16 protein-coding genes and 1 other annotated feature (1 of these 17 running past the window's edge) are annotated in these 15,946 nt (G+C 47.3%); of the genes, 15 read left to right on the top strand and 1 reads right to left on the bottom strand.

The window, feature by feature from the left end; all coding sequences use genetic code 11:
• Nucleotides 1–4 precede the first annotated feature (4 nt).
• The gene (pheA, locus tag ACTTK6_RS04545) at nt 5–895 is read left to right on the top strand and encodes a prephenate dehydratase (protein WP_094908001.1); all 891 of its coding nucleotides are present in this window, start codon (nt 5–7) and stop codon (nt 893–895) included.
• On the opposite strand, the gene ACTTK6_RS04540 is transcribed toward pheA, so the two are convergent.
• Complete coding sequence (locus ACTTK6_RS04540; RefSeq protein ID WP_079476916.1) at nt 892–1,449, bottom strand: transcription repressor NadR; 558 nt, start codon at nt 1,447–1,449, stop codon at nt 892–894. The two genes, pheA and ACTTK6_RS04540, sit on opposite strands and share 4 nt — an antisense overlap.
• Nucleotides 1,450–1,573: 124 nt before the next feature.
• Between ACTTK6_RS04540 and ACTTK6_RS04535 the strand changes: the two genes are divergently transcribed.
• The 14 genes from ACTTK6_RS04535 (at nt 1,574) to dtd (ending at nt 15,854) form a co-directional block, all read left to right on the top strand.
• A complete protein-coding gene (locus ACTTK6_RS04535; RefSeq protein ID WP_462832799.1) occupies nt 1,574–2,332 on the top strand; it encodes a YebC/PmpR family DNA-binding transcriptional regulator in 759 nt (252 codons plus the stop codon).
• A gap of 140 nt (nt 2,333–2,472) precedes the next feature.
• Nucleotides 2,473–3,081 (top strand): Holliday junction branch migration protein RuvA, encoded by a 609-nt coding sequence (ruvA, locus tag ACTTK6_RS04530; RefSeq protein ID WP_079476914.1) that lies wholly within the window; start codon nt 2,473–2,475, stop codon nt 3,079–3,081.
• A gap of 24 nt (nt 3,082–3,105) precedes the next feature.
• Nucleotides 3,106–4,113: a Holliday junction branch migration DNA helicase RuvB gene (gene ruvB / locus ACTTK6_RS04525; protein WP_079476913.1), complete on the top strand. Its 1,008-nt coding sequence runs from the start codon at nt 3,106–3,108 to the stop codon at nt 4,111–4,113.
• 116 nt (nt 4,114–4,229) lie between these two features.
• Nucleotides 4,230–5,273: a tRNA preQ1(34) S-adenosylmethionine ribosyltransferase-isomerase QueA gene (gene queA / locus ACTTK6_RS04520; protein WP_079476912.1), complete on the top strand. Its 1,044-nt coding sequence runs from the start codon at nt 4,230–4,232 to the stop codon at nt 5,271–5,273.
• Nucleotides 5,270–6,409 carry a tRNA guanosine(34) transglycosylase Tgt gene (tgt, locus tag ACTTK6_RS04515; RefSeq protein WP_079476911.1) on the top strand — a complete coding sequence of 380 codons (1,140 nt, stop codon included), beginning with the start codon at nt 5,270–5,272 and terminating at the stop codon, nt 6,407–6,409. Before queA ends, tgt begins: the two co-directional genes overlap by 4 nt.
• Before the next feature lie 33 nt (nt 6,410–6,442).
• Nucleotides 6,443–6,694 carry a preprotein translocase subunit YajC gene (gene yajC / locus ACTTK6_RS04510; RefSeq protein WP_261763944.1) on the top strand — a complete coding sequence of 84 codons (252 nt, stop codon included), beginning with the start codon at nt 6,443–6,445 and terminating at the stop codon, nt 6,692–6,694.
• A gap of 114 nt (nt 6,695–6,808) precedes the next feature.
• Nucleotides 6,809–7,129, top strand: a complete 321-nt coding sequence (locus tag ACTTK6_RS04505; protein ID WP_158219070.1) for a post-transcriptional regulator — start codon at nt 6,809–6,811, stop codon at nt 7,127–7,129.
• A gap of 159 nt (nt 7,130–7,288) precedes the next feature.
• Nucleotides 7,289–8,590, top strand: coding sequence for a protein translocase subunit SecD (secD, locus tag ACTTK6_RS04500; RefSeq protein ID WP_179124140.1), 1,302 nt, complete (start codon nt 7,289–7,291; stop codon nt 8,588–8,590).
• Complete coding sequence (gene secF, locus ACTTK6_RS04495) at nt 8,580–9,527, top strand: protein translocase subunit SecF (RefSeq protein WP_462832796.1); 948 nt, start codon at nt 8,580–8,582, stop codon at nt 9,525–9,527. Before secD ends, secF begins: the two co-directional genes overlap by 11 nt.
• A gap of 99 nt (nt 9,528–9,626) precedes the next feature.
• Nucleotides 9,627–9,947, top strand: a complete 321-nt coding sequence (locus ACTTK6_RS04490; protein ID WP_079476909.1) for a LapA family protein — start codon at nt 9,627–9,629, stop codon at nt 9,945–9,947.
• 164 nt (nt 9,948–10,111) lie between these two features.
• A complete protein-coding gene (recJ, locus tag ACTTK6_RS04485) occupies nt 10,112–12,475 on the top strand; it encodes a single-stranded-DNA-specific exonuclease RecJ (RefSeq protein WP_462832795.1) in 2,364 nt (787 codons plus the stop codon).
• On the top strand, nt 12,465–12,986 hold the full coding sequence (locus ACTTK6_RS04480; RefSeq protein WP_079476907.1) for an adenine phosphoribosyltransferase: 522 nt from the start codon (nt 12,465–12,467) through the stop codon (nt 12,984–12,986). The genes recJ and ACTTK6_RS04480 overlap by 11 nt, the downstream gene beginning before the upstream one ends.
• Nucleotides 12,987–13,185: 199 nt before the next feature.
• Entirely contained in the window at nt 13,186–15,366 is a 2,181-nt protein-coding gene (locus tag ACTTK6_RS04475) for a RelA/SpoT family protein (protein ID WP_079476906.1), read from the top strand.
• A 29-nt stretch (nt 15,367–15,395) separates the two neighbouring features.
• Nucleotides 15,396–15,854 carry a D-aminoacyl-tRNA deacylase gene (gene dtd / locus ACTTK6_RS04470; protein WP_462832794.1) on the top strand — a complete coding sequence of 153 codons (459 nt, stop codon included), beginning with the start codon at nt 15,396–15,398 and terminating at the stop codon, nt 15,852–15,854.
• Nucleotides 15,855–15,897: 43 nt separating this feature from the next.
• Nucleotides 15,898–15,946 (top strand) — a binding site (T-box leader) (it continues 177 nt past the right edge of the window).

Here is a 15,946-nt window from a genome sequence, read left to right as displayed (position 1 = left end):
GAGAGTGAAGCGAGTGGGATATCTTGGTCCGAGAGGAACTTTTACAGAAATGGCGGCCCGGGTGCTTTTTGATGAGCAGCTGCTTGAGCCCTTTGATACAATTGCAGAAGGGATGAAGCGGGCAGAGCAGCAGGAGATAGATCTTGCTGTCGTACCGCTTGAAAACGCAATCGAAGGATCGGTGAATGTGACTCTTGACTATTTAATTCATAAACATGAGCTGCCGATTATTGGAGAAGTAACTGTGCCGATTGAACAGCACCTGCTGGCTCTTCCAGAAAATAAAGAACACTGGGAGCAGGCGGAATTTGTACATTCACACCCGCATGCTATCGCCCAATGCCATGAATTTTTAACCCGGTGGATGCCGGAAACAAAAGCCCAGTTTACGAATTCCACAAGTGCTGCTGCAAAGAAGCTGAGTGAAGGTACGGCCGGAGGCGTGGTAATTGCGACCAGGCTTGCTGCCGAGCAATATGGCCTGGAGGTTGTAAAGGAAAACATTCATGACTATACGAATAATCATACACGCTTTGTGGTGCTTGCAGGCAGCGATGAGCGAACAGAAAATCTTTCGGATGAAAAGAAAATAACAGAGCGGACGACGATGGTTATCACGCTGCCATCTGACTACCCTGGCGCATTGCATCAGGTGCTGGCAGCTTTTTCATGGCGGAAATTAAATCTGACAAAAATTGAATCCCGGCCAATGAAGACCGGGATTGGAAATTACTTTTTTGTGATGGATGTGGAACAGCCCGAAGATGATGTACTGATCCCCGGAGTCATTGCTGAACTTGAAGCCCTCGGATTCGGCGTACGGGTTCTCGGGCACTATCCGTGCTTTGAACTCTCTTCGACAGAAGCGAAAGTAAATAGCAGGACAACAGGCTAATCGTCTTCATCGATCAGGTAGCCGTGTTTTTGCAAAGCATCAAGCAGAACGTTGAACTGGGCGTGTGAAGAAATTTCAATTGTATGAAGGTGTACCCCGGCGGTCAGTTCTGAGAGCATGGAAGCATTTGTCCTTCTCATATTTTCAATAAAACGGTCCGCGCCGATCCGGCTTTCAATCATTAAGGATGCAGTAATGTCCCCGTAAACGGGGTGCTCAACGGATACGTCGAGAACCTTCCCCCCGTGATCAACGATTAAGTACAGCTCCTGCAGTGTACTATCCGGATCGGAAGGGTGGGAGACGGCGATACGCTCCCGTACCGTTTGGCCTGCTTCATTGTTTTTCATGATAATGTAGCCCTGAGAAGTAGCGAGAATCGGCTGGCCCTGTGCTTTTAGTAATGACATGTCCTGAACGATCACCTGTCTGCTGACGCTGGCCTTTGAGGCAAGAGAGTTCCCGGTCAACGGCCGGGTAGACGTTTCAAGCCATTCGAGCAGCTGTTTGCGCCGGTCCGCTCCAAGCATTTTTTTCGATGAATGATTAGGCATGGTAATACCTCGCTTTGTTGGTTGCTAATATATATCATAGCGGTAATATGTTTTTATTGTAAATTAAAAGTTGCCGCCGGTTCGTTTTGTGCCGGTCGGTAAAGACAGGAAAGGAGAACCGCCAGTGGCAGGACATTCAAAATGGAACAACATTAAACGGCGTAAAGAAGCCCAGGATTCCAAACGAGCAAAAATTTTCACGAAAATGTCGAAGGAAATTTTCGCCGCTGTCCGGGAAGCAGGGGATGACCCGGACCAGAATCTTCGTTTGCGTATGGCGATTACAAAAGCCCGGGCAGCAAACATTCCGAATGAAAATATAACGCGGACGATTAAAAAAGCAAATGGCCAGGATCAAAGTGTTCAATACGAAGAAATGACATACGAAGGATATGGGCCCGGCGGGGCAGCTGTAATGGTAAAAGCGTTAACAGATAATAAAAACCGGACTGTGGCCGATATTCGTGCTGCCTTTAATAAAAACGGAGGCAATCTTGGTGAAAACGGCTGCGTGTCTTTTCTTTTCAATAAAGAGGGCTTTCTTGTGGTAGACCGTGAGGATATAGAAACTGATGAAGACACGTTCATGCTTGAAGCGGTGGACGCTGGAGCGAATGATGTGGATTACGATAATCACGACTTTTACATTTACACCGCGCCTGGCGATTTTGAAGCCGTGAAAGGCGCAATGGAGCGCACGTATCATTTTTCCACGGCTGAAGTTACTATGATCCCGGAGACCAAAGCCCATTTAGAAGACGAGCATGCCAGAAAGATGCTTAGGCTGATTGATACGCTTGAAGATAATGATGATGTGCAGAGTGTATATCACAATTTTGAAGCAGAAGAAGAGCAGATGGAACGCCTGGAAGTTTCCCCGTGACCTTTCACCCTGGTGGTGAAAGGTTTTTGTTGTCCAAGCATATGAGGAACTGCTCCAATAGTTATTTTTCAATCAGCAATATTTTTGCTATGATATAGGAAAACATGTTCGCATTTCAATAAGGCAAGGAGAGGACCGTAGTGATCGAATTCGTAAAGGGACGTGTAGATCATATAAAAGGAGACACCATTACGATTGAAAATAATGGGATCGGCTATTTAATCTATTGCTCCAATCCTTTCGTATTTAACGGCCAGCAGCCAGAGGAAGAGACAGTAGTATATACATATCAGTATGTAAAAGAAGACGTGAACCGCCTGTACGGCTTTCGGTCGCGAAAAGAGCGCGAGCTGTTTGAACAGCTCCTGCAGGTATCAGGGATAGGGCCAAAGGGCGCTCAGGCGATCCTTGCATCCGGAGACCCGGGGCAGGTTGTAGGAGCCATCGAAAACGAAGATGAAACGTTTTTGACCAAGTTTCCCGGTGTCGGGAAAAAAACAGCAAAACAGATGATTATTGACCTGAAAGGAAAACTTACCGGCGTGTATGATGCAGTAACCATAGCGGGGGCGCCGGTCTCTCTGCTTGATGAGCAGCAGCCTGGCGGAGACCTTGAAGAAGCACTTGAAGCCCTGGCGGCTCTTGGCTATGGAGAAAAAGAAATCAAAAAAGTACGCCCTCACTTGGAAAAAGAAGAGCTGAGTGCAGATGAATATGTGAGAAAAGCACTGCAATGGATGCTTACTTAGCAGAAAACGGAGGAGGAAAAATTCTTGGAAGATAGAATTGTTTCTCAGGAAGCAGAATCGGGAGAAGATTTAGTGGAACAAAGCATCCGGCCGGATAGGTTGCGTGAGTATATCGGCCAGCGGAAGGTAAAAGAAAACCTGGAGGTGTTTATTGAAGCCGCAAAGCTCCGGGAAGAACCGCTTGATCATACGCTGCTTTACGGCCCGCCAGGACTGGGGAAAACAACGCTTGCTATGATTATTGCAAACGAAATGGATGTGAATATACGGACAACCAGCGGCCCCGCCATTGAACGCCCAGGGGACCTGGCAGCGGTCATGACGGCTCTTGAGCCTGGCGACGTTCTTTTTATTGATGAGATCCACCGCCTCCCCCGGGCGGTGGAGGAAGTGCTCTATCCGGCGATGGAGGATTTTTGTATTGATATTGTAATCGGCAAGGACAGCACGGCACGTTCCGTGCGGCTTGACCTTCCTCCCTTCACGCTGATCGGCGCCACTACAAGAGCTGGCCTGCTGTCCGCGCCGCTCAGGGACCGGTTCGGGGTGCATGCGCGCCTGGAATACTACGTGGAAGAGGATCTGGCTGAAATTGTCCGGCGCTCGGGAGATTTATTCCAGCTTGATATTGATAAAGGCGCAGCGTATGAGCTTGCCAGAAGATCACGGGGGACTCCCCGGGTGGTGAACCGGCTGCTGCGCCGGGTGCGGGATTTTGCCCAGGTGCAGGGGGATGGAAGCATTACGATGGAGCTGGCAAATCATGCGCTTGAACGCCTGCAGGTGGATAAACTCGGCCTTGACCATATTGATCATAAATACCTGCTCGGTTTAATTGAAACCTTCAGAGGGGGACCGGCCGGAGTGGAAGCAATAGCAGCAAAAATCGGAGAGGAGGCCCATACGCTTGAAGATGTGTATGAGCCGTACTTGATGCAGATCGGGTTTTTGCAGCGGACACCGCGTGGAAGAAAAGCAGCTCCGCTTGCTTACGAGCATTTCGGTTATCCATATCAGGGCGAAAATGAATGAGCCATGTTTAAGAAGCCAGCACTTTGAGGTGCTGGATTTCTTTCGTGCATAAATCAGTAAATTCTTATATAATAGCTTTTGGTTTTATGTGATTGAACGAATAGGAAGGGTTAGCCATGAATATAAATGAATTTGATTTTGAACTGCCGGAGGAACTGATTGCGCAGCAGCCGCTGAAGGAACGGGATCAGTCCCGGCTGCTTGTAATGAATACGGGTGCGCGGACGATTGCCCATGAACGTTTTCATCAAATTGAAGATCATCTTGAAGCCGGCGACTGTTTAGTGCTCAACAACACGAAAGTGTGGCCGGCAAGGCTGATAGGAGAAAAAAAGGAAACCGGTGCCGGAATTGAAGTGCTGCTTCTGCAGCAGGAAGGTGACACTTGGGAGACGCTTGTAAAACCGGCGAAAAGAGTTAAGCCGGGAACCGTAGTCACCTTCGGGGATGGCCGTTTGACCGCAGAATGCACGAAGGTGCTCGAGCATGGGGGCCGCGAGATGGTGTTCACGTATGACGGTATTTTTCTTGAAATTCTTCAGGAGCTCGGTGAAATGCCGCTGCCTCCTTATATTAAAGAAAAAATCGAAGACCAGGACCGGTACCAGACTGTATATGCCGAGCATTACGGCTCCGCTGCGGCTCCTACGGCAGGGCTTCACTTTACGACCGAGCTGCTTGAACGCTTAAAAGCAAAAGGGGTGCAAACGGCGCATTTGACGCTGCATGTCGGCCTCGGAACGTTTCGCCCGGTATCTGCTGAAACGGTAGAGGAGCATGATATGCACGCGGAATTTTATCATCTTCCGCAGGAAACTGCCGAAATTTTAAATGAAACGAAATCGGCGGGCAAACGTATAATTGCAGTGGGGACGACGTCAGCGCGTACGCTCGAAACCGTGGCAGGCAAACAGGAAAATGAATTTATGGAAGCAAGGGGCTGGACGGATATTTTCATTTATCCAGGCTACACGTTCCGGGGAATCGACGCTCTTTTGACAAATTTCCATCTGCCAAAGTCTACACTAGTAATGCTTGTGAGCGCTCTGGCCGGAAAGGAATTTCTTTTCCGGGCCTACGAAGAAGCCATACGCGAGAGGTACCGTTTTTTTAGTTTTGGGGATGCAATGCTTATACACTCGGGAGGAAATAACGAATGACCGCAGTAACATATGAACACATTAAGACATGCCGGCAGTCAGGAGCGCGGCTCGGTAAAGTACACACACCGCACGGGTCATTTGACACTCCTGCTTTTATGCCGGTTGGGACGCTGGCCACTGTAAAAACATTGAGCCCGGAAGAACTGGAATCGATGGGTGCAGGAATGATTTTGAGTAACACGTATCATTTATGGATACGGCCCGGCGAAGATATTGTGGAGGAAGCCGGGGGCCTGCATAAATTCATGAACTGGAACAAACCAATTCTCACCGATTCCGGAGGGTTTCAGGTCTTCAGCCTGAGCAAGCTGCGGGATATTAAAGAAGAAGGGGTCCATTTCCGAAACCATATCTCCGGCGCGAAATTATTTCTTTCCCCCGAAAAAGCGATGCAGATTCAAAACTCTCTTGGAGCCGACGTGATGATGGCTTTTGACGAATGTCCGCCTTACCCGGCCGAGGAAGAATACATGAAAGCATCTGTTGAACGTACAACCAGATGGGCCGAACGGTGCCTTGAAGCGCACACGCGTCCAAAAGATCAGGCGCTGTTTGGCATCGTACAGGGCGGAGATTACCAGCATTTGCGTGAAAAATCCGCAAAAGAGTTGATTTCAATGGACTTTCCGGGTTACGCTATAGGCGGATTATCTGTTGGAGAGCCGAAAGAAACGATGAACCGAGTGTTGGAATATACGGCTCCGCTTCTCCCTCAAAACAAACCACGCTATTTGATGGGAGTCGGGTCGGCAGATGCGTTAATTGACGGATCTATCCGCGGGATAGATATGTTTGATTGCGTTCTTCCAACCAGAATCGGTCGAAACGGAACGTGTATGACAAGCAAAGGCAGATTGGTTGTAAGGAACGCTTCAAATGCCAGGGATTTCCGCCCAATAGATGAGGCATGCAGCTGCTATACGTGCCGCAACTACTCGAGGGCCTACATCCGTCATCTGATCAAAAGTGAAGAAACGTTTGGCGTCCGGCTTACTTCGTACCATAACCTGTATTTCTTACTGTCCTTAATGCAGCAAGTACGCGAGGCTATCCAGCAAGATCGTCTGCTCGACTTCAGAGAAACTTTTTTTGAACAATACGGCTTTAACCGTCCGGATGCTAAAAATTTCTAGATCGGGGAAGCTAATGGGACAAGGGGTGAAACAGTGAGTACAATTATTGTATTGGTTTTGATGTTTCTCATATTCTATTTCCTTTTAATTCGTCCGCAGCAAAAGCAGCAGAAACGGATCAAGGAAATGCATGCAAATCTGCAGAAGGGTGACCATATCGTTACTATTGGCGGTATACACGGCACCATTGATGCTATTGATGAAAACAAAATCATCGTGGACGTAGACGGCAGCATGAAATTAACGTTTGACCGGAACGCGGTCCGCGAAACAGTAAATGAATAGTTGGTATAAAATGTAATTCCCGTTTGTGAGTAAACGGGAATTTTTTCATCCTGTGAGAAAAGTTTGTTTGCCACATCTTCATGGTTCAGTATAATGAAAAGCAGGAGGTGCTCTATGGAAAAAGAATGGGAAGAATGGAAACCAGTTGTTTATCCTGCCCTTGAAAGCAAAGTGAAGGAATTTGAAAGCCTCGGCTATAAGAACATACATATCAATGAAATCTGGGAAATGAGCATACGCCAAATGAAGAAGCACCAGGATGCGCCGGCGTTGCATACAATTGTGCAAACAATCCTCCACATGAAAGCGCACGACTACATGCAACAGAAAACCATTGAGTCATATAAACGAATAGAGGAAAAGAAAAACTATGATGACGCTTTGGAGGATATACTGGCGCAGGTCAGTGGAAATGTAGCAGAAAAGGTCGATTGACATTTAATTCTGCGCATACGTATAATTGCTCTTGTTTGAAAAGCTTAGAGCGGCGTATACAGGGACCTGGAACCAGACGGAAAACTCCGTGCTGGTTTATTTATGGGAGCAGCGGCGTCACGACAACGGCGGATTGAAGCACGGAAGGATGAACCTGTAATGGTAAAGAAATCGCGGATAGTTTATTTCTTTTTAATTATTTTTGCGCTGGCGGCGTTAATGATACCGACCACGGAAAAAATTGTGAACGGTATTGAACTCGGACTTGATCTTCAAGGTGGATTTGAAGTGCTCTATGAAGTGGAGCCGCAGGAAGAAGGACAGGAAATCACAGATGAAACTCTTCAGAATACGGTTGCTGCGTTGACGCAGCGGGTGAACATTTTAGGTGTATCTGAGCCGAATATAACTATTGAAGGGGATAACCGTATACGCGTTCAGCTCGCAGGGGTCGAAGACCAGCAGGCTGCACGGGAGCTGCTTTCCACAGAAGCCGACCTGAGCATTAGGGACGTGGACGATAACGAGCGGCTGTCCGGAAATGATATTCGGGAAAACAGTGCTTCGGTAAACTTCGGCGACGCAAATAACCCTATTGTCACCGTTTCTTTAAAAGATGGGGATCAGTTTGGCGAAGTAACAGAAAATATCATTAACGAGTATTCCCCTCCAAATAATAGGCTGGTGATCTGGCTTGATTATGAAGAGGGAGATTCCTATGAAGAAGAAGCAACGAAGGAAGATCCAAAATTTATTTCTGCCCCCGCAGTAAATGAACCGCTGTATACCCAGGATATTCAGATTGAAGGGGACTTTAGCGTAGAAGAGGCAGAAAATCTTGCGGACATTTTGAATTCAGGCTCGCTTCCTGTAAACCTCGAAGAAGTATATTCGAACTCGGTGGGTGCTTCCTTGGGTGAACAGGCGATGGATAAAACCATTTTTGCGACGTTTATCGGCGTTGGGCTTATTTTCTTATTCATGCTCGTGTATTATCGTTTCACCGGCTTTATCGCTGTGTTAACACTCACCACCTACATTTATTTCGTTCTGGCCGCATTTAACTTTATCCAGGGCGTGCTGACGCTTCCGGGTATAGCGGCTCTTGTTCTCGGGGTCGGTATGGCTGTAGACGCGAACATTATCACATATGAACGGATTAAAGAAGAAATCAAGTACGGCAGGTCTATCTTATCTGCATATCGTTCAGGAGCCAGGCGGTCTCTTGGTACGATTATCGACGCAAACGTCACCACTCTGATTGCCGCCGGTGTGCTTTTCTACTTCGGCACAAGCTCGGTGCAGGGCTTTGCCCTAATGCTGATTGTGAGCATTCTGGTAAGCTTTATTACGGCGGTGCTCGGTACGAGGCTGCTGCTCGGCCTGTGGGTGAACAGCCGGATTTTTAATAAAAAACCGAAAGTGTTTGGCGTAAAGGAGCGTGACATCCATGAACCTTAATAACAGCAGGAAGGTCTTAAAACGGGTGATTCCTTTTGTCAAATTCCGGAACGTCTTTTTTCTGATTACACTTGCATATATTCTTGCCGGGGGTATTTTGTTATCTACAATCGGATTGAATCTGGGTATCGACTTTCAAAGCGGGTCCAGAGTAGAAATTTCAGCACAGGAGCCGTTAACCGAAGAACAGGTGCGCTCGGATTTTGAAGCGGTGGAAGCAAATTTGGAACCGGACGATATCACCCTTGGCGGAGAAAATAATACAATTGCTTCCGCCCGTTTTATCGGGGAGCTTTCCCAGGAAGAGATTGCAGCACTGCAGACGTATTTTGAAGATGAATACGGAAGCATTCCAAATACAAGCACCGTCTCCCCCCAAGTAGGCCAGGAGCTTGCGCAGAATGCGTTCATATCTGTGCTGATTGCTTCGCTCGGTCTGGTGATCTATATTACTATCCGGTTTCAGTTATTATACGGCATCGCTTCGATCGCTGCTTTGCTTCACGATGCGTTCTTCATCATTGGCTTTTTCAGCCTGCTCCAGGTGGAAGTGAATGTGCCGTTTATTGCAGCAGTACTCACGATCGTAGGGTATTCCATTAACGATACGATTGTAACGTTTGACCGGATCCGGGAGAACATGCCGCCGACAGAAGAAATCGAATCGTTTGAAGATCTTGCAGAAGTGGTGGATGTAAGCCTGAACCAGACGCTGGTGCGTTCCATCAATACTGTCTTAACAGTGGTGTTCGCAGCCGCAGCGCTGTTTATCTTTGGCGGTGAAGGTATACGTTCGTTTTCTCTGGCCCTCCTGATCGGCCTGGTTGCCGGAACGTATTCCTCCATATTCTTGGCTGCCCAACTGTGGGTGGTCTGGAACTGGAAAAAAATCAAACGTGAGCGGGAAAAGGCTCCGACAGAAGAACCAGAATCTTAACAGGAAAGCTTCCCTTATGAAAGGGAGGCTTTTTATGGTTATTGTTGCAATTATACGGGTATAATAAAGGAGAAAACAGATTGTGAAAGGAGTGAAAAAATGAAAGCACAAACAGGTTTAATCATGGGACTTATTCTAGCACTTATTATCGCTGTTTTTGCCGTGATTAATGTAAATAGTGTAGAAGTGAATTTGTTGTTTGGAACAGGTGAATGGCCGCTGATTATTGTGATTTTGGTTTCTGTATTACTTGGGGCAATGGTGGCAGGATTTCTCAGTATGTTCCGTATTTATAAGCTGAAAGCAGAAGTACGGCGCCTGCGGAAAGCTACGAACGACAATAGTGCTTCTGTCGGTTCAAGAACAGCCGGGACGGCACATGAAGATGACAATAAAGGAAAATCCAGCCGTTCATCGTAAGTGAAATAATTTTTTGCTTCTTTTCCCGTGCACGGGAGAAGAAGCTTTTTTAATAAGTCATGGAGCAGATAAAATGGCTTTTATCCCGTAAGTATTTTCGGTACAATAGTGAGTGCAGAGAATGATCGTTTGAAACGTTAAAGCAGGAAAAGAGGAAGAGAATTATGCTGCAGTCACGAACAAGGTGGCACCAGCCCGAAGTAGACGAACATCTTGCAGAACAGCTCAAAAAGGAACTGAATGTAAGTGTTCTATCTGCCAGGCTGCTTGCTGCAAGAGGATTTGAATCAGCAGAGAAAGTGCGGCAGATGATCCAGAATGACTGGTCTATTGTACATAACCCGTATTTGCTTGATGGAATGGAAAATGCTGTCCGCCGTATTCAGCAGGCGGTGGAAAATAAAGAACGAATTCTTGTCTTTGGCGACTATGACGCAGACGGAGTATCCAGTACTACAATCATGATCCGGCTGTTATCCGAATTGGGAGCTTCGTTTGGCTGGTATATCCCGAACCGGTTTACGGAAGGGTACGGGCCGAACGTTCCCGCTTTTCAATCTGCCCACGATGAAGGGGCGTCTCTCATCATCACCGTAGATACAGGTATTGCAGCTGTTAAAGAAATCCAGACTGCCAACGATTTAGGCATGGATGTTATTATTACTGACCACCATGAACCTCCGCCGGAGCTTCCGCCCGCATACGCGATTATCAATCCGAAAAAGCCAGGCTGCGGCTACCCGTTTAAAGAACTGGCCGGAGTTGGCGTCGCTTATAAACTGGCCCATGCCCTTCTTCCCGAGGAGCCTGTGCACTGGCTCGATATTGTCACACTTGGCACCATCAGCGATCTTGTGCCGCTCGTGGAAGAAAACCGTCTTTTCGTGCAGCATGGGCTGAAGCTTTTAACAAACAGTAAACTTCCCGGTATTCAGGCGTTAAAGCGAATATGCAGTATTGAAGGGGAGCAGCTTGAAGAAGACCACGTCGGCTTTGCGATGGGGCCGCGTTTAAACGCGGCAGGGCGCATGGAAGAAGCGGACCCTGCTGTTCATCTGCTGACCGCAGGTACGCTCGACGAGGCAGAGTCGTGGGCAGAAATGATCGATGACTTGAACAATGAACGCAAATCGCTTGTTGAAAGCATAACTAAGGAAGCGGTAGAGGAAGTAGAATCAAACTATCCGGTAGAAGAAAATCCATTCATTATAGCAGCCGGAGAAGGATGGAATGCCGGAGTGATTGGCATTGTGGCGAGCCGCCTGGTGGAACGGTATTACCGCCCGGTAATTGTCATAAGTATTGACACGGCAACCGGGGAAGCCAAGGGGTCGGCAAGAAGCATCGAAGGCTTCGATATGTTTCAGGAGCTTTCTAAAAACCGTGACCTGCTCCAAAAATTCGGAGGCCACCCTATGGCTGCAGGGATGTCTCTGGACCCGGCTAATATCAACGCCCTGAGAGCCCGTATGGCCTCCCAGGTAGAAGAAACACTGAGTCGTGAGCTGCTGGTCCCGGCGACGAATATTGACGTGCACGTTTCGGTAAGTGATATTACAATTGATGCGGTTGAAGATTTGCGGAGTCTTGCGCCATTTGGCGTTGGTAATCCAAAGCCAGTTTTCCGGATTGAAAAAACGCTTCTCGAGTCAGTGAAAACGATAGGAGCCTCGAAGAATCATTTAAAAATGGCGCTTGCAGCCGGTGGGAAAAAACTTGATTGTGTTGGGTTTCATCTCGGCTATTTATCAGAAAATCTGGCAGAAAACGAAGAGGTTTCTGTCGTGGGGGAACTGAGTATCAATGAATGGAACGGCTTTCGGAAACCTCAATTATTTTTGAGAGATGCGAAGGTGGAGCAGATTCAGGTATTTGACCGCAGAAAGGAAAAAAAGATTTCGTTTCCGGATAATAAAGATACGGCGGTTATTGCTTTTACAGAGGAGCAGAGGCAGACTCTGGCAAAATCCGCAGGAGAAGCTGCTATTCTTAACGGCGCTGATACGGAAGGGGAAGCGCATAGCGCGGTCACTGTAGTGATAGCGGACATGCCAGCTTCTCTCAATGAGCTTAAGCAGGCGCTTGCTTTCTTTCCTAAGGCAGCAAATATTTATGTTTATTTACTGGGCAGAGAAAAGGCCTACTTTCATTCGATGCCTTCAAGAGAACAGTTCAAATGGTATTATGCTTTTCTGAAAAAGCGTGGTTCATTTGATCTGAACAATCAGGGAAGGCAACTGGCAGAGCACAAGCAGTGGAAAACAGAAGATCTGTTTTTTATGAGCCAAGTGTTTTTTGAATTAGGTTTTGTTAGAATGAAAGATGCAGTTGTCTCGGCAGAAGAGAAGCCTGCGAAAAAGGATTTAACCGATTCCCTTTCCTACCAGGAAAAGATGGAGGCAAGAAATGTTGAACAGGAATTAATGTTCACTCCGTTCCCGCAATTAAAAAAACGGATTCTTTCCTGGCTGCCGGAGAAGGACGAAACTATATTAGATGTAAGGAAGAAGGTAAACCATGGACTTTAAAGATTACATAACAGTGATCGAAGATTTTCCGGAAGAAGGCATTCGATTTAAAGATATTACAACCATGATGCAGAACGGGCCTGTATACCGGGAGGCGATTGACAACATGGTGGAGTTTGCCGGAAAACATGATGTCGATGTAATTGTCGGACCGGAAGCCCGGGGGTTCGTTGTCGGCTGCCCAGTGGCATATGCAATGGAGAAAGCATTTGTTCCAATACGCAAAGAAGGAAAACTGCCGCGGGAAACCATTACGGAAGATTACGGTCTCGAATACGGAGAAGCGAGTCTGTCGATTCATACAGACGCTATTAAGCCTGGCCAGCGGGTGCTCATTACTGATGATCTGCTTGCTACTGGCGGCACTGTGAGAGCTACTGTGCAATTGGTGGAAAAGCTGGGAGGAGTCGTAGCAGGCCTCGCTTTTTTCATTGAGCTCTCCTATTTGGATGCAAGAAATAACAAAGATTTAAATGATTATAGTATTTATTCGTTAGTAACTTTTGACTAATAATAATCCTGTTTTAAGCCCCCCCGGCCAATCAGTGGTTCGGGGGTTATTATTATACATAGAGGATTTGGCACAGAAAAAAGCTTGAGGCTTGAAATTAGAGCCAATTAGCGTTATATTTCTTCATATTCAGATATTTATGTCCGGTACATGAAACGTGTATTTATTATAAGGTGGAAAGGTGAGTAAGGGTGATTCCATGACGATTGATGAAGTAATGGAAAAAGCGGGCGTTTATTTATCCGAAGCGAATGTCGCTTTTTTGGATAAAGCTTATCATTATGCAGAAAAAGCCCATCAGGAACAGTACCGGAAGTCAGGCGAGCCTTATATCCTGCACCCTATTCAGGTAGCTGGTATTTTAATAGAACTGCAGTTGGATCCTGATACGATCGCGGCTGCTTTTATGCATGATGTGGTTGAAGATACAGAAGTGACCGTCGAAGACCTCGAACGGGAATTTAACAGTGAAGTTGCCATGCTCGTAGATGGCGTCACGAAGCTGAAAAAAATTAAATACAAATCGAAGGAACAGCAGCAGGCAGAAAACCACCGTAAAATGGTAGTAGCAATGGCCAAAGATATCCGGGTGATTCTTATTAAGCTTGCAGACCGCCTGCATAACATGCGGACACTGAAGCACCTTCCACCGGAAAAACAGCGCCGCATTTCGAATGAAACGCTGGAAATTTTTGCTCCACTTGCTCATCGGCTAGGTATTTCCACCATAAAATGGGAGCTGGAGGATACGGCTCTACGCTACCTCGAGCCCCAGCAGTATTACCGGATCGTGAATTTAATGAAACAAAAGCGCGCCGAACGGGAAGAATACATTGATCAGGTAATTGATAACATTCAGGAAAACGTAAACGATTTAAGAATAAATGCCGAAATGTATGGGCGGCCAAAGCACATCTACAGCATTTACCGAAAAATGGTGAAAGATAAAAAGCAGTTTAATGAAATTTATGATCTGCTGGCTGTACGTATTATCGTTGACAGTATTAAAGACTGCTATGCTGTGCTTGGGATTATCCATACCTGTTGGAAGCCGATGCCGGGACGGTTCAAAGACTATATTGCCATGCCGAAGGCAAATATGTATCAGTCTCTTCACACGACCGTCATCGGGCCGAACGGCGAACCTCTTGAGGTGCAGATCCGCTCCAGGGAAATGCATCGTATCGCTGAATTTGGTGTAGCAGCACACTGGGCGTATAAAGAAGGTAAAGACGCCCAGAACAAAAAGTCGCTTGAAGACAAGCTCACCTGGTTTCGTGAAATTCTGGAATGGCAGGATGATACACCGGACGCCCAGGAGTTCATGGAGTCGCTTAAGATTGATTTGTTTTCCGACATGGTATTTGTATTTACGCCGAAGGGAGACGTCATTGAACTGCCGAGGGGCTCGGTCCCTATTGACTTTGCCTACCGGATTCATACGGAAATCGGCAATCGGTCAATCGGGGCAAAGGTAAATGGAAAAATGGTTCCGCTTGATCACGAATTGACGACCGGCGATATTGTAGAGATGCTTACATCCAAGCATTCCTATGGTCCAAGCCAGGACTGGCTGAAGCTGACCAAAAGCTCTCATGCCAAAAATAAAATTAAGCAGTTTTTCAAAAAAGAACGGCGCGAAGAAAACATTCAAAAAGGCCGGGAAATGGTGGAGCGCGAACTGCGGGCTCAAAACTATGAACCCAAAGATATATTGAACGAAGAAAACCGGCAGGAAACGGCCGACAAATTCAGCTTTTCCAATGACGAAGACATGTTTGCGGCAGTAGGGTATAATGGTGTCAGCCCAAAGCAAATTGTCACCAGGCTGACCGATCGGGCCCGTCAAGAGCGGGAGCAGGCCGCCGAGCAAAAATCGGTAGCTGAAGCCGTCAAAGACGTACAGCCGGCAACGCCGACGAGAAAAACCGGCGCCGGAGTAAGAGTAAAAGGCGTCGATAATCTTCTAGTGCGCCTGTCGCGATGCTGTAACCCGGTGCCGGGCGATGAAATCGTAGGCTTTATTACGAAAGGCCGGGGCGTCTCTGTACACCGGAGCGACTGCCCCAATATTAAAAATGAAGATTCGGAACCGCGTCTATTGTCTGTGGAATGGGAAGGCGCGGCAGAGAAATCGAAAAACTACAATGTAGATATCGAAGTGACCGGCTATGACCGGCGGGGGCTGTTAAATGCTGTTCTGCAGGCGGTCACGGAAACGAAAACTAACATGAGCGCCGTCAGCGGCAAAGCAGATAAAAACAAAATGGCTATTATTCACGTAACAGTAAATATCAGCAACACCGATCACTTGCGCCGGGTCGTGGATAAAATTAAGGGGCTCCCCGATATTTATTCTGTACGCCGGGTGATGCATTAACGTTTGCGGGAGAGAAAGGGTCGTTCAACGTGAGGGTAGTACTGCAGCGAAGCAAAGAGGCGGCGTGCCGCGTCGACGGAAAAGTGACTGGAGAAATATCTGCAGGCCTGGTGCTTTTTGTAGGCATCCACGGCGAGGATACAGAGAAGGAGCTTGAGTGGATGGCAGAGAAGGTGAGTAATCTCCGCGTGTTTGAGGACGAAGCGGGGAAAATGAACCGTTCTGTACTCGATGAGGGAGGCCTTGTACTATCCATTCCCCAGTTTACGCTGTACGGCAATACGCAGAAAGGGCGCCGGCCCAATTTTATGGAAGCGGCCGCGCCGGAGCAGGCTAAAGTGTATTACCGTCGGTTTAACAAACTTCTCGCAGAACAGAATGTGCACGTGGAAACAGGCGTGTTTGGCGCGGACATGGATATATCTCTTACGAATGATGGCCCGGTGACGCTCATACTGGATTCTCCGAAAAGCCAGGGAAATGGTTGACAATCCCCGGGAAGATTCGTAAGATTGTTTTACAGAAGAACAGCAAAAGCCGATGATAAAGAAAGTAAACAGCGCGGCAGACTGCCAGAGAA

It is taken from the genome of Marinococcus salis, assembly GCF_054971365.1.
This window is presented reverse-complemented; position numbering and strand designations above follow the sequence as displayed.

What these genes read in the sequence shown, in the direction of transcription:
- recJ (WP_462832795.1), top strand. Translation starts at nt 10,112, where the DNA reads ATGCTGCAGTCACGAACAAGGTGGCACCAGCCCGAAGTAGACGAACAT.
- ACTTK6_RS04505 (WP_158219070.1), top strand. Translation starts at nt 6,809, where the DNA reads ATGGAAAAAGAATGGGAAGAATGGAAACCAGTTGTTTATCCTGCCCTT.
- ACTTK6_RS04540 (WP_079476916.1), bottom strand. Translation starts at nt 1,449, where the DNA reads ATGCCTAATCATTCATCGAAAAAAATGCTTGGAGCGGACCGGCGCAAA.
- ACTTK6_RS04490 (WP_079476909.1), top strand. Translation starts at nt 9,627, where the DNA reads ATGAAAGCACAAACAGGTTTAATCATGGGACTTATTCTAGCACTTATT.
- ACTTK6_RS04480 (WP_079476907.1), top strand. Translation starts at nt 12,465, where the DNA reads ATGGACTTTAAAGATTACATAACAGTGATCGAAGATTTTCCGGAAGAA.
- secD (WP_179124140.1), top strand. Translation starts at nt 7,289, where the DNA reads ATGGTAAAGAAATCGCGGATAGTTTATTTCTTTTTAATTATTTTTGCG.
- secF (WP_462832796.1), top strand. Translation starts at nt 8,580, where the DNA reads ATGAACCTTAATAACAGCAGGAAGGTCTTAAAACGGGTGATTCCTTTT.
- tgt (WP_079476911.1), top strand. Translation starts at nt 5,270, where the DNA reads ATGACCGCAGTAACATATGAACACATTAAGACATGCCGGCAGTCAGGA.
- ACTTK6_RS04475 (WP_079476906.1), top strand. Translation starts at nt 13,186, where the DNA reads ATGACGATTGATGAAGTAATGGAAAAAGCGGGCGTTTATTTATCCGAA.
- queA (WP_079476912.1), top strand. Translation starts at nt 4,230, where the DNA reads ATGAATATAAATGAATTTGATTTTGAACTGCCGGAGGAACTGATTGCG.